19 protein-coding genes are annotated in these 25934 nt (G+C 69.4%); 11 read left to right on the top strand and 8 right to left on the bottom strand.

What is annotated here, in order from left to right; translation table 11 throughout:
- Both BN10_RS14055 and BN10_RS14050 read left to right on the top strand, forming a co-directional pair.
- A partial coding sequence (locus tag BN10_RS14055) for a hypothetical protein (RefSeq protein ID WP_040751974.1) occupies positions 1-976 on the top strand: 976 nt, incomplete at its 5' end.
- A 142-nt stretch (positions 977-1118) separates the two neighbouring features.
- Positions 1119-1316 carry a hypothetical protein gene (locus tag BN10_RS14050; protein WP_010851917.1) on the top strand — a complete coding sequence of 66 codons (198 nt, stop codon included), beginning with the start codon at positions 1119-1121 and terminating at the stop codon, positions 1314-1316.
- 85 nt (positions 1317-1401) lie between these two features.
- On the opposite strand, the gene BN10_RS14045 is transcribed toward BN10_RS14050, so the two are convergent.
- Positions 1402-2556 (bottom strand): glycosyltransferase family 4 protein, encoded by a 1155-nt coding sequence (locus tag BN10_RS14045; protein ID WP_010851916.1) that lies wholly within the window; start codon positions 2554-2556, stop codon positions 1402-1404.
- Positions 2557-2587: 31 nt separating this feature from the next.
- On the opposite strand from BN10_RS14045, the gene BN10_RS14040 reads away from it, so the two are divergent.
- Positions 2588-3361, top strand: a complete 774-nt coding sequence (locus BN10_RS14040; RefSeq protein WP_010851915.1) for a class I SAM-dependent methyltransferase — start codon at positions 2588-2590, stop codon at positions 3359-3361.
- Positions 3322-7488: an alpha-(1->3)-arabinofuranosyltransferase domain-containing protein gene (locus tag BN10_RS14035; protein WP_010851914.1), complete on the top strand. Its 4167-nt coding sequence runs from the start codon at positions 3322-3324 to the stop codon at positions 7486-7488. Before BN10_RS14040 ends, BN10_RS14035 begins: the two co-directional genes overlap by 40 nt.
- Here BN10_RS14035 and BN10_RS16490 read toward each other — a convergent pair.
- Both BN10_RS16490 and BN10_RS14025 read right to left on the bottom strand, forming a co-directional pair.
- Positions 7374-8585 (bottom strand): acyltransferase family protein, encoded by a 1212-nt coding sequence (locus BN10_RS16490; protein ID WP_010851913.1) that lies wholly within the window; start codon positions 8583-8585, stop codon positions 7374-7376. The genes BN10_RS14035 and BN10_RS16490 overlap by 115 nt on opposite strands.
- Positions 8582-10393 carry a hypothetical protein gene (locus BN10_RS14025; RefSeq protein WP_198014065.1) on the bottom strand — a complete coding sequence of 604 codons (1812 nt, stop codon included), beginning with the start codon at positions 10391-10393 and terminating at the stop codon, positions 8582-8584. Before BN10_RS14025 ends, BN10_RS16490 begins: the two co-directional genes overlap by 4 nt.
- Before the next feature lie 280 nt (positions 10394-10673).
- Between BN10_RS14025 and BN10_RS14020 the strand changes: the two genes are divergently transcribed.
- Entirely contained in the window at positions 10674-11765 is a 1092-nt protein-coding gene (locus tag BN10_RS14020; protein ID WP_010851911.1) for a DUF3068 domain-containing protein, read from the top strand.
- 56 nt (positions 11766-11821) lie between these two features.
- Here BN10_RS14020 and BN10_RS14015 read toward each other — a convergent pair whose 3' ends face one another.
- Positions 11822-12649, bottom strand: a complete 828-nt coding sequence (locus BN10_RS14015; RefSeq protein WP_010851910.1) for a class I SAM-dependent methyltransferase — start codon at positions 12647-12649, stop codon at positions 11822-11824.
- 145 nt (positions 12650-12794) lie between these two features.
- Here BN10_RS14015 and rpsA point away from each other — a divergent pair, with 145 nt between their 5' ends.
- Complete coding sequence (gene rpsA / locus BN10_RS14010; RefSeq protein ID WP_010851909.1) at positions 12795-14282, top strand: 30S ribosomal protein S1; 1488 nt, start codon at positions 12795-12797, stop codon at positions 14280-14282.
- A gap of 111 nt (positions 14283-14393) precedes the next feature.
- Positions 14394-16112, top strand: coding sequence for an NAD-dependent malic enzyme (locus tag BN10_RS14005; protein WP_010851908.1), 1719 nt, complete (start codon positions 14394-14396; stop codon positions 16110-16112).
- On the opposite strand, the gene BN10_RS14000 is transcribed toward BN10_RS14005, so the two are convergent.
- The 3 genes from BN10_RS14000 to BN10_RS13990 are packed head-to-tail and all read right to left on the bottom strand — an operon-like array spanning position 16096 to position 19936.
- Positions 16096-17640, bottom strand: a complete 1545-nt coding sequence (locus BN10_RS14000; protein ID WP_010851907.1) for a xylulokinase — start codon at positions 17638-17640, stop codon at positions 16096-16098. The two genes, BN10_RS14005 and BN10_RS14000, sit on opposite strands and share 17 nt — an antisense overlap.
- Positions 17637-19037, bottom strand: a complete 1401-nt coding sequence (locus BN10_RS13995; protein WP_040753796.1) for a pyridoxal phosphate-dependent decarboxylase family protein — start codon at positions 19035-19037, stop codon at positions 17637-17639. The genes BN10_RS14000 and BN10_RS13995 overlap by 4 nt, the downstream gene beginning before the upstream one ends.
- A gap of 14 nt (positions 19038-19051) precedes the next feature.
- Complete coding sequence (locus BN10_RS13990; protein ID WP_010851905.1) at positions 19052-19936, bottom strand: inositol monophosphatase family protein; 885 nt, start codon at positions 19934-19936, stop codon at positions 19052-19054.
- A 72-nt stretch (positions 19937-20008) separates the two neighbouring features.
- On the opposite strand from BN10_RS13990, the gene coaE reads away from it, so the two are divergent.
- Positions 20009-21181, top strand: a complete 1173-nt coding sequence (gene coaE, locus BN10_RS13985) for a dephospho-CoA kinase (RefSeq protein WP_010851904.1) — start codon at positions 20009-20011, stop codon at positions 21179-21181.
- 82 nt (positions 21182-21263) lie between these two features.
- Positions 21264-22178 carry an arginase gene (gene rocF, locus BN10_RS13980; protein WP_010851903.1) on the top strand — a complete coding sequence of 305 codons (915 nt, stop codon included), beginning with the start codon at positions 21264-21266 and terminating at the stop codon, positions 22176-22178.
- A gap of 3 nt (positions 22179-22181) precedes the next feature.
- Here the strand turns inward: rocF and BN10_RS13975 are convergent, their stop codons facing one another.
- Entirely contained in the window at positions 22182-23237 is a 1056-nt protein-coding gene (locus BN10_RS13975; RefSeq protein ID WP_010851902.1) for a Gfo/Idh/MocA family protein, read from the bottom strand.
- 52 nt (positions 23238-23289) lie between these two features.
- Between BN10_RS13975 and uvrB the strand changes: the two genes are divergently transcribed.
- A complete protein-coding gene (gene uvrB, locus BN10_RS13970) occupies positions 23290-25404 on the top strand; it encodes an excinuclease ABC subunit UvrB (RefSeq protein WP_010851901.1) in 2115 nt (704 codons plus the stop codon).
- On the top strand, positions 25401-25751 hold the full coding sequence (locus tag BN10_RS13965) for an MmcQ/YjbR family DNA-binding protein (RefSeq protein ID WP_010851900.1): 351 nt from the start codon (positions 25401-25403) through the stop codon (positions 25749-25751). Before uvrB ends, BN10_RS13965 begins: the two co-directional genes overlap by 4 nt.
- Positions 25752-25934 lie beyond the last annotated feature (183 nt).

The following is a 25934-nucleotide window of genomic DNA, read 5'->3' as shown; positions in this document are numbered from 1 at the left end:
CGGCTGGTGCCTGCCCTGGCTGCTTCCCTCGCTCGTGGCCGCCTCGGGAGGCCACGCCGACCCGGACGGGGGCGCGGCGTTCGCGCTGCGCGACGACACCGGTCTCGGCACCTGGTGGTCCGCCCTCGCGGGTGGGGGGATCTGGTCTGAGTCGGCCGCTCTGGCCTCCCGGCGGGACCTGACGTCCTCGTTGGCCTCCGCGCTCGTGCTTGCCCTGGCGTGTGCTGGGGCCCTGACGCTCAGGGGCCGGCGACGCCTCCTGGCGCTGACCGCGCTGGTCCTGCCGGCGAGCCTCGCCGCCCTGCTCAGCGGGCCCCTCGTCGGCGTGGTCACCGCACTCCAGGCCGTGCCCGGCCTGGCCCTCGTCCGTGACCAGCACCGGCTGCTCGGCCTCGCCGTCCTCGCGCAGGCAGGGTTGGCCGGCCTCGCCGTCGGCCGCACCAAGAGGTCTGCACCCTTTGGCCGACCGACAGCAGCGGCCGTGGCCGTCGCGGTGACGGCGGCCCTCGTCGGGATGCAGCCGGACCTGACCGGGCGACTGGCGCAGGCGTACCGACCCATCACGTACCCCGCCGGATGGCAAGAGGTCGTGGGGGCCGTGGAGCAGGCCGGTTCCCACGGGCGGCGCCCGGTGGTCCTCTCCATGCCATGGCAACCGCTGCGCCGGACCGTGTGGGCCGGGGAGTCCTCGTTCCTCGACCCGTCACCGCGAGGACTGCCTGCCACGGTGGTGACGAGCTCGGCGCTGCGCGTGACCCGCGACGGAAGGCTGCGGGTGGTTGACGACCACCCGGTGCCCCACGAGCAGGCCTGGTCCGAGGGCCGGCTCTCGGCGCAGGCGCTGCGGTCCCAGGGCGTGACGCTCGTGCTCGCCTGGGTCACGTCACCGGGCACCCAGCCCGTGGTGCGGCCCGGCTGGCGCGAGCTGGCGAGGACGCCGGACTGGGTGCTCTGGGACGTCACCCGCGCCGAGTGACACCATGGGCCGACGCTGTGCCGTGGCGGGCTGTGGGCGGCCTGAACGGTCACGACACGTCGGTCGTGGCGGATTATGTACTTGGGGTCAAAGGCCGTTACCATTCGGTAGGTTTCCCATCTGCCGAAGGATCGCCACGCCCATGAGTGCCACCTACGCCGACGACAACACCAACCGCCGCCGTGGCCTGCTGTTCCTCCTCGTCAGCCTGCTGGCCGGCGGGCTGATGTCCTGGGCAGCCGCCGCGGCGATCGTCTCGTCGAACGCCCCCTCCGAGAGCGCCGCCGTGGACAACGGCCAGCAGACCCTCATCGAGCCCGGAGCGAAGCTCGGCTACTGACCTCCCGCATTGAGCCCCACCGACCGAGGTCGGTGGGGCTCAGTGCTGGTTGACCAAGGGTGGCGTCGGAAGAGAGCCGAGTGGCTCAGCGCGGGGCGGGGCCGTGGTCGAAGTCGTCCGTCATGCCGGTGTGCTCCTCGCCGCGCACGACTCTGGCCAGCAGGGCCTCCCACGCCTCGACCGTCCGATCCCAGCTGAAGAGGGCGGCATGGTCCCGGGCCGCAGCACCCATCCGGGCGCGCTCGCCGGGGTCCCGCAGCAGGGTGTCGATCGTGGAGACCATTGCGTCGAGGCCGTCGACCAGGACCCCGCTCCACCCGTCGACGATCGACTCCGACAGGCCCCCCGACCCGGAGTAGGCCACTGTGGGCGTCCCGTGGCTGGCCGCCTCCACGACGCACAGTCCCCACCCCTCCTTGACGCTGGGGGCCAGGGCCACCCACGCCTCGGCGAGCTCTCGGTTCTTGGTGACCTCGTCGACGTGCCCCAGCAGCCGGACCTGGTCCTCCACGCCGCGCTCGCTCGCCGCCCGACGGATCTCGTCGGCCCACCAGCCGTCCCCGACGATGTGCAGGCTCAGCCGAGGATGCCGCGGAAGGAGGCGTGCCAGGACCTCGACGGCGTGCTCGACCCGCTTGTGCGGGACGAGGCGCCCGAGGACGACGAGCCGCGGGTCGCCGGCGCGGGGCGTACCGGTCTCGATCGGCGCGTCGGTGCCGTTGTGGATGACGGCGATGTCGCGGGCACGCACCCCCAGCTCGACCAGTTCGGCCTTGGTCTCCTGGGAGACGGCGACGTACTGCCGGCCTCTGTAGAAGCGTGGGGCGACCCTCGACTCCAGGACCCAGCCGACGCGCGCCGCGGCCGGGCCGAAGACGATCGGCCACTGCTCGCGGTGGACGTGGTGGACGAGAACGACGACCGGCGAGCGCGTCGCCAGGGGCGCCGCGAAGGGGACGCCGTTCTGGGTGTCGACCACGACGTCGAACGCGCCCTCGGCCCGTTCGACGGCGCGCAGTCGGCGCAGCGACGCGGCATACACGCCAACGCGTCCGCCCTGGCGCGCGTAGCGGACGCCGTCCTTGAGCTCGAGGGCAGCCGACGCCGCGTGGCGGGCGCAGAACAGCGTGACCTCGTGGCCCCTGGCAGCCAGTCCTGTGCAGACCGTCTCGGCGTACTTCTCGGCTCCGCCGCCTTCGGGGTGTGTAGAGTCACGCCAGTTCAAGAAGGCAATACGCACGACATGATTCTTTCCTCAGGACCGGAGACGGATGCTACAGCAGGGCCACTCCCGGTCCGGGGTGCCAGCGTTCACGGCCGACCTGGCTCGCTCGCGCCGGCTGTTCGCCGCTTTCCGCCGGGAGCAGGCCGACCCCGATGCCTTCTACGGAGCGTTGGCCCGGGACTCGGTCGACATGGTCGGCCAGTGGGCCGACCTTGCCGGAGCGACGGTCATCGACATCGGCGGTGGCCCGGGATATTTCAGCGATGCCTTCCAGACGGCCGGGGCGCGCTACGCCGGGGTCGAGCCCGATGCCGGGGAGTTGAGCGCCCACGGTGCGCCCGGCGGGATCGGCGTGCGCGGCTCGGGCTTGTCGCTGCCGTTCGCGGACGGTTGTGCCGACGTGGCCTTCTCCAGCAATGTGCTCGAGCACGTGCCCGACCCGTTGGCGATGGCCGAGGAGATGCTGCGGGTCACACGCCCCGGCGGACTGGTCTTCCTGTCGTGGACGCCCTGGCTCTCACCGCACGGCGGTCACGAGACGGGGATGTGGCACTACCTGGGCGGTCGGTATGCCGCCGACCGGTATGCCGCGCGCCACGGCAGGCGGCCGAAGAACGACTACGGGTCGAGCCTGTTCAACTGCCCGGTCGGGCCGATGGTGCGCTGGGCGCGCGCCACCGCCGCTGACGGTCGCGCCACGGTCGTCGACATCTTCCCGCGCTACCACCCCCGCTGGGCGCACTGGGTGGCCGCCGTGCCCGGACTGCGTGAGGTGGTGTCGTGGAACGCCGTCATCGTGCTGCGGGTCCCGAGCGGGTGACCACCGCGGCCGTCGCCGAACGCGCGGCGGGATCGTGGGTGTGGCGGACACGCCTGCTCGCAGCATGGGTCTTCCTTGCCGCCCTGGCCTTCCGCCAAGCAGGCGGCCTCATCGTGCCGGACACCAAGGTGGACCTCACCGAGGACCCGGGTGCGTTCATGTCCCGGGCCCTGCACCTGTGGGACCCGAACGGAGCCATGGGGCAGCTGCAGAACCAGGCCTACGGGTACCTCTTCCCGGTCGGCCCCATCCACTGGCTCCTCATCGAGGGCGGGATCCCGCCGTGGATCGTTCAGCGGCTGTGGTGGACGATCGTGCTGGGCGTCGCGTTCTCGGGAGTGTGGCTGCTCAGTGGCGCGATACGGTTGGGGACCCCGTGGGGCCGCTACCTCGCGGCCCTGCTGTTCGCGCTGAGTCCGCGGTTCCTCAGTGAGGTCGCCGTCACGTCCGTCGAGGTGTGGCCGTTGGCCATGGCGCCCTGGGTCCTGCTTCCCCTGACGACGCGGCGGCCGTGGGGGTGGCCGCTTCGCCTCAGCATGTCGGCGCTGGCCGTCGCCGCGGTGGGTGGCGTGAACGCGGTCGCCACGGGGGCGACGCTCGTCCTGCCGACGCTGTGGTTCCTCACCCGCGAGTCCCTGCGCGAGTCCATTCCCCGCCTCGCGGCGTGGCTGGGGTGCGTGATCGTCGCGATCTTCTGGTGGTTCGGCCCGCTTCTCGTGCTGGGCCGGTACAGCCCCCCCTTCCTGAACTGGATCGAGAACGCAGACGTGACGACCGCGTTCGCGAGCGTCTTCAACGCCGTGTCTGGGACGACCCCGTGGCTAAACTTCCTCGCCGGCCCTGGCGGGCCGTCCTGGCCTGGCGGCTGGGCCATCGTGACGAATGCGGTGCTGGTGGTCGCCGCGATGGCCGTCCCGGTCGTCGGACTGCTGGGCATCTGGGCGGCACCGCCGCGACACCGGTTGTTCTTGGTCTCCGGATTTCTCACGGGACTGGTCCTCGTGACTCTCGGTCATGTCGGACCGGCCGCCTCGCCCGGCGCGGAGGCCGTCAACTCGTTCCTCGACGCCGACGGTGCGGCCCTTCGCAACACGCACAAGTTCGAGCTCGTCATCCGGCTACCGCTGGCCTTGGGTGCGGCGTGGTTCCTCAGCCTGGTCCGGGCCTGGATGGTGGCCAACCGGTTGGCTCCGCTGCTGCGCAAGGTCATGGCGGCGTCGCTGGTCCTCATGGTGGCGGCTCCGGGCGTCAACGGGCTCCTCGCCCGTGGCGAGGGCTACCCGAGGATCCCGGAGTACTGGCGCCAGGCCGCCGCCTGGCTGGACCGCCAGGAGGGTGCGGGGACGACGATGACGGTGCCGGCCACCAGCTTCGGGGACTTCATCTGGGGGTCGACGAAGGACGACCCGCTGCAGGCGATCGGCCGCCGCGCGTTCGTCACGCGCGACGCGGTTCCCTTGGGCAGCGCCGGGACGACCCGGTGGCTCGATGAGCTCGAGTCCCTCATGTCCTCGGGCCAGGGCGGGCGTGACCTGCGTGCTGGGCTCGACCTCGCCGGCGTCCGGTTCGTGGTGGTCCGCAATGACCTGCGGCCAGACGCTGCGGACTCACCCAGTGGACGGATGCTCCGGGTGCACGACGCCCTGCTGTCCGCCGGCCTGACGAAGGTGGCCGGCTTCGGCCCCGGCCTCGGGGCTCCCGTGGGGCTGCCCGCCGAGTCCGAGAACGTCACTGTGGACCAGAGGAGCCGGCTGCCCTACCAAGTGCTCGAGGTCTACGCCACCGGTGATCCGGTCGGGGCCCGCGTCGTGGCGGGGGAGGACCTCGCCGTCGTGTCGGGTGGCGCGGAGGACGTGCCACATGTCCTTGGAACCGCCGCGGCCGGGACCGTCGCGGTCGTGGGTGAGGACGCGGCCGCCCTCCCGGTGGATCTCGAGGCGCGAGCGCTCCACGTGACGACTGACGGCAACCAGCGTCGGGAGGTGTTCTTCGGGCGCGCCACGGAGAACCGCTCGTCTGTCCTGGCCGAGGGTGCGCCGCTGCTCAGGGACTACACGGCCGATGCGACCTCCCCGAAGACGGTCCGCACCTTCACCGGCTCGCTGCGGCGGGTCACGGCGTCCTCGTCGGCCGCGGACGCCGACGCGTCGCTGCGGCTGGGTGCCGGATACTCGCCCACTGCGGCACTCGATGGCGACGGGGCGACGGCGTGGGTGAGCGGGCGCTACGGGTCCGGAGCGGGGGAGTGGCTCGACGTCGAGCTCGCCGCTCCCGTCGAGGCCGATGAGCTGTTCGTGAGCCTGCCGCGCACCGACAAGGTCGCACTCCCTCGCGAGGTGGAGGTCCGCACGGACGCCGGGACGACGCGAACCGAGCTCAACGCCGACTACGCCCCGCAACGGGTGCCGCTGCCCCCCGGGCGCACGACGGGGCTGCGGGTGACCGTCACCCGTGTGGACGACAGCGGGCGGATGGGCACGGGCCTGGCCGAGGTCTCCGTGCCGGGAGTCAGCATGGGGACGGCCCTGCGGGTGCCAGCGTCAGCCGCAGCGACCGGCGCCGTCGTCCTCCGCGACCGCGTGCCCCGTCGTGACTGTGCCTGGGTCGTCGACCGACCGCTGTGCCTCCCTGGCACGGGCCGCCAGTGGGAGGACGGGGACCACCTCGCGCGAGAGCTCACCATGGCCGGTCCACTGGTCAGCCGCCTGGACGGACATGTTGTCGCCGCATCGGGCGGAGGCGCCGACCACCTGCTCGACGACGTCTCACCGATCCGGGCGACCGCCTCGAGCCGCGGCACCGACGAGGTCGCCGGCCGTCCGGGCACCGTCATCGACGGCTCCCTCGGCACGGGTTGGACGGCTGCGGGGACCGATGTCACCCCGACCCTCAGCCTGACGCTGCCCTCGCCGGCACTCGTGCACGAGATCCAGTTCCTCAGGGACCGGTTCCTCGCCGCGTCCAAGCCCGACCGGATCTCGGTGACCTTCGACGACGGCACCTCCGTGACCGGCAGAGTGGATGCGCAGGGCAGGTTTACCTGGCCGGCGCGAACGACCACCTCCCTCACGGTCCGCTTCCTGTCCGTCACCGAGCTCATCTCCCTGGAGTCGACCGGGCGCCTGTCGCGACCGCTCCCGGTCGGGGTGTCCGAGGTGCTCCTGCCCGGACTCAACGAGGTGCGTCCGATGAGCCTGGGCGCCCCGACCGGGATCCCGTGCGGTTTCGGGCCGCCCCTCGTGGTCAACGGCCAGTCCTATCCGACGGAGGTCACCGGGACGATCGGGGACGTCCTCGCCGGGAGACCCCTGGAGTGGCGATCCTGCGGGGACAGCGACGTCCGGCTCCCGCAGGGACAGGTGTCGATCTCGGCGACTGCGACCGGCGAGTTCCGGCCAGTCGACGCCCTGCTCGGAACGAGCTCCTCCCACGCCCCGTCCCGGAGCACGGTGACTGGCACGCAGCGGTCCGCTGCCGCCTTCGATCTCGACGTCACGAGTGCGCGGGCCGACGCAAGCGTCCTCGTCGTCCCAATGAACTTCAGCGCCGGATGGTCGGCGACGAGCCAGTCCGGGACGCCGCTCGCCCCTCTTCGGGTGAACGGCTGGCAGCAGGGCTGGGTGCTGCCTGCGGGGGAGAGCGGTCGGGTCGAGGTCCGTTTCGTTCCGGACACCGTCTACCGGTGGGCCTTGGTCGGTGGGCTTCTCGCGCTCGCGTCGATGGCACTCGTGGTCGGGTGGCTGCTGCGTCGCGAGCCCCGGACGGCCGGGCGGGTGGCGCAGGGCCGGGTCTGGTCGGGCCGGTGGGCGGCCTTGCTCTTCCTGCTGCTGCTGTCGGCCGTGGCTGGCCTCCTCGGCGCCTCCGTCGCCGTGGGCTGCCTGTTGCTGGCCCTTGTCGCGCGGAGGCCTTGGGTGCAGTCGTCGGTGATCTGTGTGCTGGTCCTCGGGGCGGCGCTGGTCGTCGCCGGGAGGCCGTGGCCTGCAGCCAACCGTGCCGTGGACCTGCTCGTGGTTCAGTGGCTGGTGCTGCTGGCCGTCGCGCTCGCCGCGTGCCCGGTGGCGTCGTCCTCGGCGGGACGGCGTCGGCTGCCGCGGCCGCGGCGCATGACCGGACGCTCCACGGCGTAGAAGCTGACGGCGGCGACGAGCACCGTGCCTGCCACGGTGAGTGGCCACAACGTCAGGAACCCACCGCCGAACACCTGGTGGCCGGTCGCGCGCTCCACGAGGCCGAGGACGATCAGGTGATAGCAGAAGATTCCGTACGAGATGTCCCCCAAGAACGACGCCACACGGCCCATCACCGCACCCGTCCCGGCGACGGCCGGTCGCGGCAGGAGCTCGATGGCTGACGGGAGCACGACGAGCAGCCCGAACGCGGCATACAGCAGCGACTTCGTCGCCGCCTCACCCGGCGTGGGTGCCTTGAGGCTGTAGGGCCCCGCGACCACCGAGGTCGCCACGAGGTAGACGGCACCGGCGAGAGCCCACACCGTGCGGCGGTGGCGCACGATGGCGGCGGATGGCCGCGCATCGACCAGGCCCGCGGAGGCTCCCGCACTCCAGAGCGCCAGCATCATCCCCAGGCCGAACCAGCCGAGGAACCCCGGCAGCCAGAGTGCGCTAAGGGGGTGGGCCACCGCTGCCGACCATGCCATCCACGCCGCGCCGGCCAGTGGCGTCACAGCGAGGATCGCCAGCCGGACACCTAGGCCACGCCGGGTCGCTGGACCCCGGGAGAGCACCCAGCCGAGGACCGGCAGGAGGAGATAGAAGGCGACCTCCACGGACAGGCTCCACATCTGGGTCAGGCCGGTCGTCCCGTTGCCGCGACTGTAGATCTGGACCAGGGCGGCGTGTCGGGCGTAGGGCACCCAGGACGCATCCTCACGCCTGAGCAGGACCCACGCTGCGATGACTGTGATCCAGAGAGCGGGAAGGATCCTCAGGACCCGGTGCCACAGGTAGGTCCTCGACGCCGGAGGTGCTGACCCGGACACCCAGGCCACGAAGTGTGGCCGGGCCAGGAGAAAGCCCGAGATGACGAAGAAGATCGCGACCCCGGAGTCCATGCGCGAGAGAACCCCGTTGAAGGGGCCGTTCAGGGCGGCTCCGGACTGAAACCCGACATGGGTGGTCAGGACGAGCAGGGCGCCGAGGGCCCTGGTGCCGTCCAGGCCGGGAAATCGCAGCGCTCCGGCGTTGCCCGCCGGTGACGACGTCACTGCTTGAGGGCCGGTTTCCCGACCTGGACATCGCCGATGCAGACACTCGCCCCGGGGGCGACACCCGTGATCGCCACGGTCCTGCCCCCACCGGTCAGGGGGACGAACACCTCGCCCAGTCCCTTGTCCAGCTGGACCTCACGACTACCCGTGCCTAAGGTGATGCGAGCGGGTGTTGCCCGATCGCTGAGATAGCCGACCCGCACCGCCCAGCCCCACGGGAAGGCCTCCGACTGCAGTGGAACGACGGCCTGGCCCTCCTCCACGAGCCACCCGCACACCCCGGGGAACTTGGCCACGTTGGACGTTCCCTCCACCCGCATCGATTGGAAGCGTCCGGTGGTGTCGAGAAAGTAGGGCTTCGAGTACTGCGTGAGGTGCCCCACCGAGGCACGCTGCTCCGTGGTCAGCGCCGGGGCGACGAAACGGCTGACCAGGTCGTACTCCTCGAAGATCGGGCCGACGATCGGGACCGGAAGGTTGGTGTCGTAGATCTGGGCGTCGGCCGGCAAGGAGTGCAGCGAGGCCCGCACCTGCTCGACGAAGGGACGGTAGGGGTTAGCAGTGCTGAACGTCGCATACCCGTTGGTCGCGTGGATGGACAGCATCCCCACAGCCGCAGCAACGGCCCCGACCGCCAGATGCAGCGACCGCCCCGGCAGCGACTTGCCGAGCGACGTGCCCAGTGGCAGCCACGGAGCAGCCTCGTCGCGATAGGGCATGAGCGCAGCGCCAAGGGCGATGGCGATCGGCACGACGGCGTCGGCCAGGTAGCGGGCCTCGAGCGCGAGGATCGAGCCCCCGAATGCGACCCTGCCGATGGCCAGCATCGCGAGCGAGCATCCGACATAGGTGGCCACTGCGACGAGCTGTCGTCCGAGCCCGCGACGTACGACCAGGCCGAGGACGGTCAGGATGACGAGAGCCATGAGGGTGAGCCAGTCGAACCAGCGAGGAGAGTCCACCATCGCCCCGCCGTAGCCGACGCCCTGCCACGTCCACGGACCGCCGAGCAGCGCGGGGATGAGCGTCCGGAAGAGGCTGAGGTAGGTGAAGTCCCACACCTGCGACACGGTGGGGCGCCCGAGCGAGGGGGACGCTCCATCCCGCGCGCTCGAGGCCAGGTAGACGATCACGTAGACGACCGCTGTGCCTGCGAACCCGGCCCAGAGCCGCCAGCGCGCGCGGACGACGTGACGCAGCCCGGTGAGTGCCGGCTCACGAGCCGGCCGCAGCGCGACGCCGAGAAGGAGCAGCCACGGGAGGGCGATGAGGATCTTCTCGAAGGTCAGCAGGCCGACGACGAGCCAGGCCAGGGCGCCCACGAGCGAACGGGCGGACCCCGTGCGCAGGTGCTGGACCGTGCTCGTCGTCAGCCCCGCGAGGACGGCGAGCGTGGGTGTCCACAGGATCGCCGCCGACAACCACGTCGTGGCCGACAGGGTCAGCGGGGTCAGCGCCAGCCAGGTGAACGGCACCAGCGTGAGCCATCGACGACCGAAGAGCTCGACGAGCATTCGCCAGGCGAGCAGGTAGGCGATGGCCATGCCCGTGATCAGGAGGGCGACGGCCACTCCCCAGTTCCAAGGGGCCAGGTGCGCCAGGAGCCACATGACGGTGAAACCGAGGGGCTCGAAGTGGCCCGTGTGGACGCGACTGACGTGCGACCAGGTCAACGGGGACTCCATGGCCCGGGACTGGAGCATGAAGTCGTCGGTGATGAAGTACCCGTCTCGCATGACGTTGAACCGCACGGCGAGAGAAAGGAGCAGAACGAGCAGCATCGCCGTTCGGAGGGGGTTCCTCACCAGCCAGTGGTCCCGGTCCGCGGCCTCGGTGGGACGTCCGTCCCGCACCAGCTCCCGGCGGCCCCGCCTCGGAGGTGCCTCCGTGTCCGGGCCGATCGCGACGAGCGCGGGAGAGGGCGTCAGCGCCGGGGGTGACTCGCTCATTACCTGCTCTCTCCGACGCTCTGTCCGGGCGCCTCTGGTGGCCGCTGAGATTGTAGGACGGAGCGACCACGAACCTCGCACACAGTGGCGCTACCCACTGGTAGGCTGCACCGACTTCACCGTGGAAGGAACGCACATGCGTCGTATTGTCGGGGCTATCCTCGTCGTGCTCGGGGCGCTGCTCCTCGGGCTGGGCCTGCTTGCCAAGCCCTATCTGTACCCCCGTCTCGCGACGGTCCCGCTGGACCAGGACAGCACCTCCATCTCCGAGGGCAAGAACATGTCGGTCCTCTACCCGCACGTCAAGAACGGCGCCGCCGCCATCGACGCCCTCAAGGGCGTCGACGTCAAGAGCACCCGGACCGTCATCGGCATCCCCGGCAAGGTGGCCGAGCAGGATCTGCAGTCCAGCACGGCCTTCTGGCAGACCCAGGTGAAGTCGGAAGCGAACGTCGGGGGCAAGTGGGTTCCCCTCAGCTACAGCGACGAGGGTGTGTCCTTCGACCGCGTGAGCGCTGAGGTGACCAACTGCTGCGGTGACTACAAGTCCGTCGGCGACCTGGACAACCCGAAGAAGACCGAGCAGGTCACCCGCACCGGCCACTACTTCAAGTTCCCCTTCGACACCCAGCAGCAGGACTACGACTGGTGGGACGGCGACCTGGGCAAGGCTGTGCCGATCAAGTTCAAGGAGGTGGCGGACCTCTATGGCACCGACACCTATGTCTTCGAGCAGGTCATCCCGAAGACGCAGACCGCGTCGCGTGAGGTGCCGGCCAGCCTGTTCTCACCGACCGGCACCGGCAACGTCACCGCGAAGGTGATGTACGGCAACACGCGCACCTTGTGGGTCGAGCCCAACACCGGCGTCATCATCAAGGGTCAGGAGAAGGTCGACAAGACCCTCGAGTCCAGTGCCGGAACGGTCGCGATGACGGTGGGCACGATCGGCTACAACGAGGCGACCATTGAGGACAACGCCAAGACCTGGGGCTCCAAGGGTTCCCTCCTCGGACTGATCCGCGGTCCGCTCGGCTGGATCCTCGGCCTGCTCGGTGTGGCCCTGCTGGGTCTGGGCGCCTTCTTGCTCCTCGCCGGACGTCGCAACGCCGAGCAGCAGGCGCAGCACTCGACGCGCTCGGGTGACGCCGCCGTCGACGACACCGACCGCTTCTTCACCGAGGCGGAGCAGACGACGCGTCGTCGCAGCGACGTGGATCGCGGCTGAGTCCCCGACCCATCACAGGGCCCCGAGCACCTCATGGTGCCCGGGGCCCTGTGACATCAGCGGGCCGGCCGCAAACACACGAAGATCGCCGTCCCGGGCAGCACCCGTCCACGGGTGGGGGACCAGCCACCCCACTCCTGAAGATTGCGTTCGGGCCACTCCGGCTCCACGAGGTCGACGAGCGCCAACCCGGCGGCGGTGATCTCCCGGACCCGGTCACCGAGCGTCCGGTGGTGCTCGGCATAGGTCACCGAGCCGTCATCGAAGCCTTCGACATAGGGGGTTCGGTCGAAGTAGGAGCCATGGGCGGTGAGTCCGTCCTCACCGGGCACATCCGGGAAGGCCCAGCGGATCGGGTGGGTGGTGGAGAAGACGAAGGTTCCGCCGGGGCGCAGGACGCGATGGGCCTCGGTCATGACGGCGGCGGAGTCGGCGACGAAGGGGACTGCGCCATAGGACGTGACGACATGGTCGAAGCTCTCGTCGGCAAAAGGAAGGACCGCCGCGTCGCACTGCGCCATGGCGAGGGGTATGCCGCGGCGCCGGTCGATCTCGGCGCCCACGTCGAGCATCCCGCGGGACAGGTCGGTCGACACCACCTGGACCCCTCGCTCGGCCTGCAGCCAGCGGGCGCACTGACCGGCACCGCCGCCGATCTCCAGCACCCGATCACCGGCACGGGTCCCCAGGAGATTGAGTTCCGCCTCGGTCCAACCTTCGGGCCCCCAGACGAAGCCGGCGTCCCCCAGGAAGGAGCCGTGGTCGGCGTGATACTCGCGCGCCTCCAGGTCCCACCACCCTCGCTGGGCGCGGACGGTCGTGGCCTGGTCGACCTCGCGCCGGCTGGCCACGGGACCGGGCTCACCGGCATACCCCTGGCTCATGGCGACCTCACTTTGCGGTTGCTCTGCACGGCTCGGTACCATGGATTCGTACACGTGTGCCCATTCACGCCCTGGCGTGCATGGTGGCGTGTGCGCACCCAACTGTCCGCACGATTCCACCTGTCCACATCGGAGTTCCTACTACATGAGCACCAGCACGGTCGACACGACCGCCCCTCAGATCGCCATCAACGACATCGGCACTGAGGAAGACCTTCTGGCCGCGATCGACGCGACCATCAAGCACTTCAACGATGGCGACATCGTCGAGGGCCACATCGTCAAGGTCGACCGGGACGAGGTCCTGCTCGACATCGGCTACAAGACCGAGGGTGTCATCCCCTCGCGTGAGCTCTCCATCAAGCACGACGTCGACCCCAACGAGGTCGTCGCCGTCGGTGACGCCGTCGAGGCCCTGGTCCTCCAGAAGGAGGACAAGGACGGTCGCCTGATCCTGTCCAAGAAGCGCGCGCAGTACGAGCGGGCCTGGGGCACCATCGAGAAGATCAAGGAAGAGGACGGCGTCGTCACCGGCACCGTCATCGAGGTCGTCAAGGGTGGTCTCATCCTCGACATCGGCCTGCGCGGCTTCCTGCCCGCCTCCCTCGTCGAGATGCGTCGCGTGCGCGACCTCCAGCCGTACGTCGGCAAGGAGATCGAGGCCAAGATCATCGAGCTCGACAAGAACCGCAACAACGTGGTCCTGTCGCGTCGTGCTTGGCTCGAGCAGACCCAGTCCGAGGTCCGCACGACCTTCCTCAAGGAGCTCGCCAAGGGCCAGGTCCGCCCGGGTGTCGTCAGCAGCATCGTCAACTTCGGTGCCTTCGTCGACCTCGGTGGGGTCGACGGTCTCGTCCACGTCTCCGAGCTGTCCTGGAAGCACATCGACCACCCGTCCGAGGTCGTCGAGGTCGGCGACGAGGTCACCGTCGAGGTCCTGGACGTCGACATGGACCGCGAGCGTGTCTCCCTGTCGCTCAAGGCGACGCAGGAGGACCCGTGGCAGCACTTCGCTCGGACCCACGCGATCGGTCAGGTCGTCCCGGGCAAGGTCACCAAGCTCGTCCCCTTCGGTGCCTTCGTGCGTGTCGAGGACGGTATCGAGGGCCTGGTCCACATCTCCGAGCTGGCCGAGCGCCACGTGGAGCTGCCGGAGCAGGTCGTCACCGTCGGGTCCGACATCTTCGTCAAGGTCATCGACATCGACCTCGAGCGTCGCCGCATCAGCCTCAGCCTCAAGCAGGCCAATGAGGATGGCGCCGGTCAGGTCGAGTTCGACCCGACCCTCTACGGCATGGCCGCGGAGTACGACGAGCAGGGCAACTACAAGTACCCCGAGGGCTTCGACCCCGAGACCAACATGTGGCTCGAGGGGTACGAGAAGCAGCGGGAGACCTGGGAGAAGCAGTACGCCGACGCCCACGCCCGTTGGGAGGCGCACCGCGCCCAGGTCGAGGCGGCCCAGACCGCCGACGCCGAGGCTGCGGCCAACGCCGAGGTCCCCACGAGCTACAGCAGCGACTCGTCCGCCTCGAGCAGCGAGTCCGCGCGCCCCGCGGCTCCGGCCTCGGAGGGCACCTTGGCCTCGGATGAGGCTCTGGCTGCGCTGCGCGAGAAGCTCACCGGCAACTGAGCCACCTGGCATACCTCTTGGTATGCCGTGTGCTCACCGAGACGGCCCGCCCCCTGTCAGGGGGGCGGGCCGTTTCGCTGTCCCCGGGTGATCCGTGCCACAGTGGTCCCCGTGCCGAGCGCTGATTACGACCAGGACACCACCGACCAGAATTCACCGCTGCGCATCAAGGCCCGTGGCCGCGCCGTCCTGGCCAATCCGACGACGAACCGGGGCACGGCCTTCACCTTGGCCGAGCGAGCCGTGCTCGGCCTCAAGGGGCTGATGCCGACCGGCGTGACGACGCTGGAGAACCAGACGGTGCGGACCTACGAGCAGTTCCGACGCGGGTCGACCCCCTTGGCCAAATACCTTCACCTGGCACAGCTGCGTGACCGCAACGAGGTGCTCTTCTACAACCTGCTCACCTCCCATCTCGAGGAGATGCTCCCGATCGTCTACACGCCGACCATCGGTGAGGCCATCGAGCGTTTCAGCCACGAGTACAACCGCCCCCGCGGCGTCTTCCTCTCCATCGACGACCCCGAGGGAATCGAGCAGTCCCTGCTCAACTATGGCCTCGGGGAGGACGAGGTCGACCTCATCGTCGTCACCGACTCCGAGGGCATCCTGGGCATCGGTGACCAAGGCATCGGGGGCATCCAGATCGCCATCGGCAAGGCATCGGTCTACACGGCGGCAGCCGGCATCCATCCGCGCCGGATCATCCCGGTCGTGCTCGACGTCGGCACCGACAACCTGGGCCTGCTCAACAACGAGCTCTACATCGGGGTGCAGCACGCGCGCGTGCGCGGCGAGCGCTACGACGACTTCGTCGACCGCTTCGTGTCGACGGCGAGCCGGCTGTTCCCGAAGGCGATGATCCACTGGGAGGACTTCGGGGCAGGCAACGCCCACCGCCTGCTCACTCGCTACCGCGACGACTACTGCACGTTCAATGACGACATCCAGGGCACCGCGGCGGTCGTGCTCGCGGCCATCCTCGCGGCCGTCAACGTCACGGGCATCGATCTCCACGACCACAGAATCGTCGTCTTCGGAGCCGGCAGTGCCGGCATCGGCATCGCGAACCTCATCAAGGACACGATGCTCCGCACCGGCCGCGAGGAGACCGAGGAGGAAGCCCGCTCCCGCTTCTGGGCAATCGGCATCAACGGCCTCTATGTCGACGACCAGGACGAGTTGTTGTCCTTCCAGCGCGATTGGGCCCGCCACCGTGACGAGATCGCCGACTGGACCGTTGACGACCCGTCGCAGATCGACCTGCTCGAGGTGGTCCGTGAGGTCAAGCCCACGATGCTCCTCGGCACGTCGACCAAGGGCGGTGCCTTCACGGAGGAGGTCGTGCGGGAGATGGCCAGGCATACGCCACGGCCGATCATCTTCCCGCTGTCGAACCCGACATCGCACGCCGAGGCGACCCCGGCCGACGTCCTCGAGTGGACCGACGGACAGGCGCTCATCGCCACAGGCAGCCCCTTTGCGTCGGTGGACCACAAGGGAATTCGCCACCGCATTGCGCAATCCAACAACGCCTTGATCTTCCCGGGGCTCGGTCTGGGCGTCGCCGCGTGTGGCGCCACCCACGTCACCGAGGGCATGATCGCGGCGGCCGCCAACGCGCTCGCCGGCCTGGTCAACGCCTATCGCCCGGGTGCCCCACTGTTGCCGATGATGAACGACCTGCGCATGGTGTCGGCGACGGTCGCCCTGGCCGTGGCGAAGGCCGCCGTCGAGGAAGGGGTGGCATCGGTGTCCTTCGACGACCCCATCCAGCAGGTCTACAGCCGGATGTGGCGTCCGAAATATCCCGTCATCGAGGCGATCTGAGACGCGAGAAGGTCCCCTTCAGGCCGGAGTAGACCTTCGGGAGTTCGCGCGCCAGCGCGTCATAGACCGGCGTCACCTGCGGGTCCGGCACGAAGGCCCGGTCGACCGGGACCAGGGCTGGCACGTCGTCGAAACCGATGATGCCGAGCGCGAGGGCTGCGATCAGGGCGGCGCCGCGCGACTGTGCCGCCATCGGCTCCCTGACCCGCTCGACCCGCCGGCCCAGGGCGTCGGCGTGGATCTGGCACCAGAGGTCGGACTCGGCGCCGCCGCCGAGGATGCGGAGGGCATCGAAACGGGTCCCGGCGAACTTCTCGACCGGGCCGAGCAGCCAACGGCTCTGCAGCGCAACACCTTCGAGCACGGAGCGGATCAGGTCGGCTCGAGTGGTCTGCAGACTCATCCCGGTCCAGCCGCCCCGGGCGGAGCGGTCGTCGACGGGGGAGCGCATGCCGGCCAGCCAGGGCTGGAAGAGGACGCCGTTGCTGCCGGCAGGAGAGTGGATCGCTTCATCGCACAGTTCTTCGTAGCTGCCGTCGACGACCTGACTGCGCAGCCAGGTGAGGGAGGCGCCAGCCGCCTCGTGGTTGTCCGCGACGAGATGGCCCTCAGGGGTCAGCCCGGGGACCGTCGCGATCGAGTGCAGGGCGTCGGTCTTCTTCGCGGCGACCGCGCAGGAGATCCACGACGTCGTCGAGATGGCCAGGTGGGCCTGTCCGATCCCCAGGGCGCCGGACCCCACCCATGCGGCATGCAGATCCGGTGTGCCGGCAACGACGGCGACGTCGTCGGCCAATCCCAGGACCGCGGCGACAGCCGGTGCCAGGCTGCCGACGACGCCGCCGGAGGCACTCAGGGGCGGCAGCTTCCCCGGGTCAATTCCGGTGCGTGACACCAGTTCCGAAGCGTATGCCGTCCGGTCGTCGCGGATGTCGACGAGCCACGTCCCGCACATCGAGGCAGCCGAGGCATGGACCCGACCGGCGAAGCGCGAGGTGAGATGGTCCACCGGCTCGAGATAGTGGGCGGTGCCGGCAGCGATGCCGGGCTCATCGTGCTGGAAGCCGAGCATGTGGCTGACCGGGTCCCCGCCGCGAGGTGACGGGACGCCCGCCGTGCGGCGCAGCCAGGCCGTGAGCCACCGCGGGTCGTAGCCGAGGACCGGTCCGCCGACGATCCGTTGGGAGTGGCGTGAGGCGCTGGTGTCGAGCCACATCCGGCAGGGCCCCGCTGGGCTGAGGTCGGCGCGAGTCGGCACGACAGAGCTCCACTGCCCGGTGACGGCGACCGCCCGCACGCTCTCGCGGCGCACGGCCCCGCCGTCGAGGCCGCGCCGGGCACTGGCCAGGATCTGACGCCACCATTCCTCGGCGTCCTGGAGAGCGCGCCCCGGGCTGGGACGTTCGGTCTCGACGGCCGTGAACTCGCTGAAGTGGATCGTGCCGTCGAGGGTCACCAGCGAAGTCTTCGGCCCGCCGGTGCCGAGATCGACGGTCAGCACGGCCCACCGCGCGGGGTCGACCGTCATCGCGGGGCGGGCACCGACTGGTGGGCGTCCATGATCTGCTCCATCACGGACTCGATGAAGGTCGACACGTCGGCGGTGAGGCCTCCGGGGATCCCACCGTAGATGGCCGTCGACTCGGCCGAGCCGGTCTGCTCCTGGGCGTAGGCGACGGCATCGGCGAGATCGGTCCGGAAGCGGTCGACGACACCGTCCCGGGTCTGGGGGCGGGTGACGGCCAGGTGCAGGCCGTCGGGATACTGCAGGCCGTTGAAGCGCCAGCCACGGGTCTTCATCCGATCGGCGACGTGGTAGATGTCGAAGTCATCCGAGGTGAAGGCGAAGACGAAGGTCGGGCTGCCCACCAGCCGCAACTGCGGATGCTCGCGCACGACGTCGACCATGGCCGCGCAGGTCGCGAAGATCTCCTGGGCATGGGCGCGATACCCGGCGCGACCGGTGGCGACCAGGGAGGCCCAGGCGGACGCGAGCAGGCCGTCACTGCGGGACCCCTCCATGCCGGGGGAGAAGTACTTCCCACCGCTCCAGTCGAGCACGTAGAAGTAGGCCGCGTTGCGCAGGGCCTTGTCGCGGAAGAGCAGCGACGAGGTGCCCTTCAGGCCGTAGCCGTACTTGTGCGTGTCCGCCGAAATCGACGTCACGCCCGGCAGCCGGAAATCGAAGGGCGGCACGGCATACCCGAGTTCCTCACCGAAGGGGAGGATGAAGCCGCCGAGGCAGCCGTCGACGTGCAACCCCACACCGCGGGCGAGGGCGAGGTCCGAGAGGTCGGCGATCGGGTCGATCGTCCCGTAGGGATAGTTGCCGGCGGAGCCGATGATCGCGATGGTGTTCTCGTCGATCCGGGCCGCCATCGCGGCCGGGTCGACGAGGGTCGTCGCGGGATCGACCGGCACGACCCGCAACTCGAGGCCGAAGAGATGCGCGGCCTTGACGAAGGCCGGGTGGGCGGTCTCGGGCTTGACGATGTTGGGCATCGTGATGCCCCTCGTCGCGCGGGCATGGTCGCGATAGGAGAGCATCGCCTGCAGGATCGAACCGGTGCCACCGCTCGTGACCAGCCCGGCCGGCTCCGTGCCCTCGATCGCGTTCGCATGCATGAGGTCGAGCGCCATGGCGATGATCTCGCCCTCGAAGCGGGTCGCGCTGGGACACATGTCTCGCTGCAGGGCGTTCTGGTGGGCGAAGAGTCCGAAGGCCTCGGTGAGGAACGCGTAGTGGTCGAGGTCACCGCAGTACATCGTCCCCGAGCACTGACCCGTCTCCCACGCCTGGTTCTCGAGCGCCGCCATCTCGCGCAACTCGGCGAGGATCTCGGCCTTGGGACGGCCCTGCTCGGGCAGCCCGCGCTGGACCGGGTAACGGTCCTGGTAGGGGTGGGCGTCGAAGAGGTCGCTCATGCCGGCCATGTTACCTACGGGTACGTAGGTTCGGGCTCAGCTGATCCGTTCACACGGGCGTCGCGGGACAGCCCGGTGAGGACCTCCCGCAGGGTGGGGTACTCGACGTCACCTCCGGTCGCCCAGTAGGCCGGACGGAGATGCGCCGTGGTCGGGTTCTCGTCGGTCACGCCGGCGCGCAGCCCGAGGTAGCGACCGCCACCGGCGCGCACCATGAGCGCACCCGCGGCGACGTCCCAGGCGTTGGTGTGCAGGTCGAAGGTGGCGTCCGCCCAGCCGGCCGCAACATGCGCGAGACCGAGCGCTCCGCTGCCGAGCGTGCGCACCGAGCCGAAGGCGCGGGTGAGTCGCCCCGAGGCGTGGAGGGCAGCCTCCCCATTGCTCTCCAGGTCCACATGGCGTGGGAAGGTCGAGATGACGAAGGCATCGACCTCCCGCTCCACTCGCCGCGGCTGAGCCGAGGCGCCGTTGACGGTGAAGCCGTCGAGATCCACGGCGAAGACCTGCGCCAGGGCCGGGGCGGCGATCACCCCGGCGACCAACACGTCGTCCACGGCAGCGGCGATCGACACGCACCAGTAGGCCAGTCCGTGGCTGAAGTTCACCGTCCCGTCGATCGGGTCGACGAACCAGGTGACCCGTCCCTGTCCGCTGCGGCCACCCTCCTCACCGACGAAGGCACTGTCGGGCACAGCTGAGGTGAGGTCCGCGCGCAGGATCGCCTCGGACGCCAGGTCGTGCTCGGTCACCAGGTCGTGCGGCCCACCCTTGTGGTCGACCGTCATCGGTGTCCGAAAGGCGTCGATCAGGTATGCCGCGCTGCGGGCTGCCGCGGCCTCGGCCACCTCCCGGAGGTGAGCCGACTCCTGAGGGGAGCACCCGGCATACGGTTCGGTCACAGGGACGACCCTAGGCCTCGGCCCGCAATGACCTCGCCCGGGTGTCACGGTGGGCACCGGTAGCGTGCAGCCATGCTGCGCGTGGGATTGACCGGCGGGATCGGGTCGGGGAAGTCCAGTGTCGCGGCACGGTTGGCCGGTCTGGGCGCTGTCGTCATCGACGCCGACCGGATCGCCAGAGAAGTCGTCGAGCCCGGTATGCCGTCCCTCACCGCGATCCGCGAACGATTCGGTCCCAGCGTGGTCTCGGACGACGGGATTCTGGACCGAGCCGGATTGGGGCGAATCGTCTTCGGGGACAGGGCTGCTCTGCGCGATCTGGAAGCCATCACCCACCCCGCGATCTGGGCGCGGACCGCCGAACTCTTCGCTGCGGCACCCGACGACGCGATCGTCGTGCACGACATGCCCCTCCTCGTCGAGGCCGGAATGACGGGGGAGTACCACCTCGTCCTCGCCGTTCTCACCGACACCGAGACGCGCGTCCAGCGCCTCGTAGAGCACCGGGGCATCCCCGAAGACGACGCGCGTCAGCGGATCGCGGCGCAGGCCGACGACGACGCCCGCCGTGCGGCTGCCGATGTGCTGCTCGACAACAACGGCTCGCCCGAGGACCTCGCCACTGCCGTGGATGCGTTGTGGCAGAGCAGGATCGTGCCCTTTGGGGAGGCACTACGGTCGGGGACGCGTTCCCGGGCGGCGACGTCCGCACAGTCACCTCCTGACCCGACCTGGCCGGCCCAGGCCGCTCGCCTGCTCGCTCGCATCGGGCATGCCCTGGGTGACCGAGTCGTCGCCCTCGAGCACATCGGGTCCACCGCGGTGCCCGACCTGCCCGCCAAGGACGTCATCGACCTGCAGGTCGGGGTGAGGCATCTGACCGAGGCCGATGGTGCCGCCTTCGTCGCCGACCTCGCCTCTGCCGGTTTCGTCCGCGTGCCCGGCGTCGACCACGACAACGCGAAGGACGGCGGCACCTGGCCCAAGCGGCTGCACGGCAGCGTCGACCCCGGCCGCGTCGCCCACGTCCACGTGCGTGCGGTGGGCAGCCCGGGTTGGGACTGGGCAATCGACGTCCGGGACTGGTTGCGTGCCGACCCGGAGGCCAGGGATGCGTATGCCGCCGCAAAGGCGGCGCTTGCGGCACGGCATACGGACTCCGGGGACTATGCCGACGCCAAGGAGGCCTGGTTCGGAGTCGCTGACGACCGATTGAGAACATGGCGGGCGGCCCGACAGTCCTGACCGCTCCGCGGGACGGATTAGTGTTGGCCACGGCAGCTGCGGTCTCGAGCCGCGGCCCAGATCAGCGAAAGGGTCACCTTTCATGAAGCCTGTCAGTCTCATCGGCGCGCCCACCGACATCGGCGCGAGTGTCATCGGGGCACGTCTCGGGCCGGGCGCCTTGCGGGTCGCCGGTATCCAGCGGGCCCTGGAGAACTTCGGCAACAACGTCGTCGACCGGGGCGACCTCACCGGCCCTGACAACCCGATGCTTCCGCCGGTCGACGGCTACCGTCACCTGCCCGAGGTCATCGCGTGGAACCAGACCCTTCACGACGCCGTGTTCGCCGAGTTGGAGGGGGATCGCCTGCCGATCACGCTCGGCGGTGACCACTGTCTGGCCGTCGGGTCGATCTCGGCGGTGCGTCACTGCCGTGCCGCCGGGAAGAAGGTCCTCGTCCTCTGGTTCGATGCCCATGCCGACTTCAACACCGCCTCGATCACGCCGAGCGGCAACCTGCACGGGATGCCGGTGGCCTGCCTGCTCGGGCACGGCCCGGACGGGCTGACTTCGATGGCCGGGGCGACGCCCGCGATGAGGCACGACGAGGTCCGCCAGGTCGGACTGCGCTCGGTGGACCAAGGGGAGAAGGAACTGCTCCATGAGGTCGGGGTGGAGTGCTACGACATGCGCTACATCGACGAGAAGTCGATGCGGAAGGTCATGCAGAAGGCCCTCGCCGGGGTGGACGAGGACACGCACGTCCACGTCAGCCTCGACCTCGACTTCATCGACCCGGTCGTCGCGCCCGGGGTCGGCACACCCGTCGTCGGGGGTCCGACCTACCGCGAGGCGCAACTCTGCATGGAGATGATCGCGGACACCGGTCAGCTGGGATCGATCGACATCGTCGAACTGAACCCGGCGTTGGACCAGCGCAACGCGACCGCGGAACTTGCCGTGGACCTCCTGGAGAGCCTGTTCGGCAAGTCGACCCTCGTGCGGATGCAGCGCTGACCGTCACTCGCGGGGGTAGGTCACCCCGAGTTGACGGCGAACCTCGTCGAGGATCCTCATGATCGACACGGTCTCGTCGAGCGGGAGCAGTGGGCTCTCGAGCAGGCCGTTGCTGATGCAGCGAGCGGCCTCGCACGCCTCGTAGTGCAGGCCGACATGGTGCGGATCGGTGGTGTCGAGGTCCGGTGACCATTGCGCCGGCTCGTGCTCGGCCCGACCCTGGTGGCGGATCACCGTCGGGCCGTAGAAACCACCGAGCCACTGGGTGCGCTCGCCGACGTCGAGCCGTCCCTTGGGGCCGACGATGCTGGCCGTCGTCTCGGTGCGCGACGTCATCGTGGCGTGCAGGACGCCCGTCCCGCCGTGGGCCCCGGTCACGATCATCGCCTCGCGGGCGTCGACACCGGAGTCGACGAGGTCACCGGCCGCGGTGACGCTGGTGAGCCCGCCCAGCGCGAAACTGGCGAAGGACACCGGGTAGATGCCCAGGTCGAGGAGCGCTCCGCCGGCGAGTTCGGGGTCCCAGAGTCGGCGGGGACCGTCGGGGTAGAGGGGCTGCCCGTGGTCGGCGAAGACGACCTCGACCGGACCGAGGAGGCCTTGCTCGAGGCACTGGCGAATGACGTCGGTGCCCGGGAGGAAACGCGTCCACATCGCCTCCATGCAGAAGAGGCCGCGGCTGCGAGCGGAGGCCACGATCTCGTGGGCCTCGGCCGCATTGCGGGCGAAGGCCTTCTCGATGAGGACATGCTTGCCCGCCTCGAGGGCCAGCAGGGCGTGTTCGCGGTGACCGCTGTGCGGTGAGGCGACATAGACGATGTCGACGAGAGGATCGGCGACGAGTTCCTCGTAACTGCCGTGCGCCCGCGCGATGCCGTGCCGGTCCGCAAAATCCTGCGCGCGGCATACCTCCCGGGAGCCGACGGCGACGACCTGCTGACGGGTGTTGGCGCGCAGGGAACCGACCATCTGATCGGCGATCCACCCGGGGCCCAGGACGCCCCAACGCAGGGGAGGGGCGTCCATCGGGTCGGGGGTGCGGGGCTCGGGAAGTTGCATGACCCCATTGTCGGGGAATGCCGTTGTCGGTGGCGGCGCTTACCGTTGCACCATGCGTCCAGTGACCGAGTTGCAGCGCCGCGTCGCGGCTTTCGACGTCGTGTCCGAGTTTCAGCCCTCGGGTGATCAACCGACCGCCATTGCCGACCTCGCCCAGCGCGTGAACGCCGGCGAAACCGACGTCGTCCTGCTCGGTGCCACCGGGACGGGCAAGTCGGCCACGACGGCCTGGTTGATCGAGCAGGTCCAACGCCCCACGCTCGTCCTCGCCCCGAACAAGACCCTGGCGGCCCAACTCGCGAATGAGTTCCGCGAGTTGTTTCCCAACAATGCCGTTGAGTACTTCGTGAGCTACTACGACTACTACCAACCCGAGGCGTACATCCCCCAGACCGACACCTACATCGAGAAGGACAGCTCGATCAACGACGAGGTCGAGCGGTTGCGCCACTCGGCGACGAACTCGCTGTTGACCCGGCGCGACGTCATCGTCGTGGCGTCCGTCTCGTGCATCTACGGCCTGGGCACCCCACAGGAGTATGTCGACCGCATGGTGCCGCTGCGTGTCGGCGACACGATGGATCGTGACGACCTGCTGCGGCGGTTCGTGCAGATGCAGTACACCCGCAACGACCTGGCCTTCACCCGCGGCACCTTCCGGGTTCGAGGGGACACCGTCGAGATCATCCCGATGTATGAAGAGTTGGCGGTGCGGATCGAGTTCTTCGGTGACGAGATCGACAAGCTCTACACCCTGCACCCGGTCACGGGTGAGGTGGTGCGCGAGGAGCAGGAGATGTATGTCTTCCCCGCGTCCCACTACATCGCCGGCCCCGAGAGGATGGAGCGCGCCATCTCCGGGATCGAGCGGGAACTCGCGGACCAGCTCTCGACCTTCGAGAAGCAGGGGAAGCTGCTGGAGGCCCAGCGACTGCGGATGCGCACCACCTACGACATCGAGATGATGCGTCAGGTTGGCTCCTGCTCGGGAATCGAGAACTACTCGATGCACCTCGACGGGCGCACGCGCGGAAGTGCACCGAACTGCCTTCTCGACTACTTCCCCGAGGACTTCCTACTCGTCATCGACGAGTCCCACGTCACGGTGCCCCAGATCGGTGCGATGTACGAAGGCGACATGTCGCGCAAGCGGATGCTCGTCGAGCATGGCTTCCGGCTGCCCTCGGCGATGGACAACCGACCTCTGAAGTGGGAGGAGTTCCTCGAACGGATCGGGCAGACGGTCTATCTCTCGGCCACGCCTGGCAACTACGAGCTGGCCAAGGCCGACGGCATCGTCGAGCAGATCATCCGCCCGACCGGCCTGATCGACCCGGAAATCATCCTCAAGCCGACCAAGGGTCAGATCGACGACCTGTTGCACGAGATCCGGACCCGCGCGGCCAAGAATGAGCGGGTTCTCGTGACGACCCTGACCAAGAAGATGGCGGAGGACCTCACCGACTATCTCCTCGACAAGGGTGTGCGCGTCCGCTACTTGCACAGCGACATCGACACCCTTCGCCGGGTCGAGTTGCTGCGCGAGCTCCGACTGGGTGAGTTCGACGTCCTGGTCGGGATCAACCTGTTGCGTGAGGGCCTCGACCTGCCCGAGGTGTCCCTGGTGTCGATCCTGGACGCCGACAAGGAGGGCTTCCTGCGGTCCACTCGCTCGCTCATCCAGACGATCGGCCGCGCCGCCCGCAATGTGTCCGGGCAGGTGCACATGTATGCCGACAACCTCACCCCCTCGATGCAGGAGGCCGTCGAGGAGACTGCGCGGCGTCGGGAGAAGCAGGTCGCGTACAACCTGGCCAACGGCATCGATCCGCAGCCGTTGCGCAAGAAGATCGCGGACATCACCGACATGCTCCAGCGCGAGGACGCCGACACCGAGCAGTTGCTCGGCTCCGGTCGGGCCCGCTCACGCGGCAAGGCCGACGGTGGGCGAGGCGGCCGGGGTGCGATGGCCGCCGATGTGGCAACCGTCGGCACCGACCGGATCGGCGACCTCCCGGCAGCCGAGCTCGCGAACCTCATCCAGGAACTGACCACCCAGATGCATCAGGCCGCCGCCGACCTGCACTTCGAACTCGCTGCCAGACTGAGGGACGAGATCGGTGACCTGAAGAAGGAGCTGCGGCAGATGTCGGAGGCGACGCGGTGAGCATCAAGGCGGCAACCGGCCACGAGGTGAAGGGTTACTGCCTGCACAAGCCGGGCGCGTGGCAGGACGAGCCGTGGGAGGGTGACGTGGTCGCCAAGGTCGGCTCGAAGATCTTTGCCTTCCTCGGGGAGGACACCGTCGGCGTCAAGTGTGGGAAGGGCCGCGCCGAGGCCGACGAGTGGATCGAGGAGTTCTCGGACGAGGTGACCGTCTCGCCCTACATCGGCCGCCACGGTTGGAATGTGCTCCGGATCGGTGGCGCCATCCCGGTCGAGGCACTCGTCGAGGCGATCGACACCTCCTACGACCTCGTGGTGGCCACGCTCCCGAAGTCCCAGCGCCCCTGACCTCGACCTCGCCGGATAACCGCCTCAGGGAGTTGCCCGCCGATGGCCTCGTGCTCTGCCCCTCCCGCCACCCCTTCGAACAGATCTCGCACGGTGACACAGGTATACCTGTGGTCGGCTGCGAGTTGTGTTCAAGGGGGAGTGTGTTTCCTCGGAAGGTGGGCCCACTCCGTCCGGCAGGCG

The sequence above is a fragment of the Phycicoccus elongatus Lp2 genome (assembly GCF_000367525.1).
Taxonomy (GTDB): Bacteria; Actinomycetota; Actinomycetes; order Actinomycetales; family Dermatophilaceae; genus Phycicoccus_A; species Phycicoccus_A elongatus.
The sequence above is the reverse complement of the archived record's forward strand: the minus strand, read 5'-3'. Positions and strand labels throughout refer to the sequence as shown.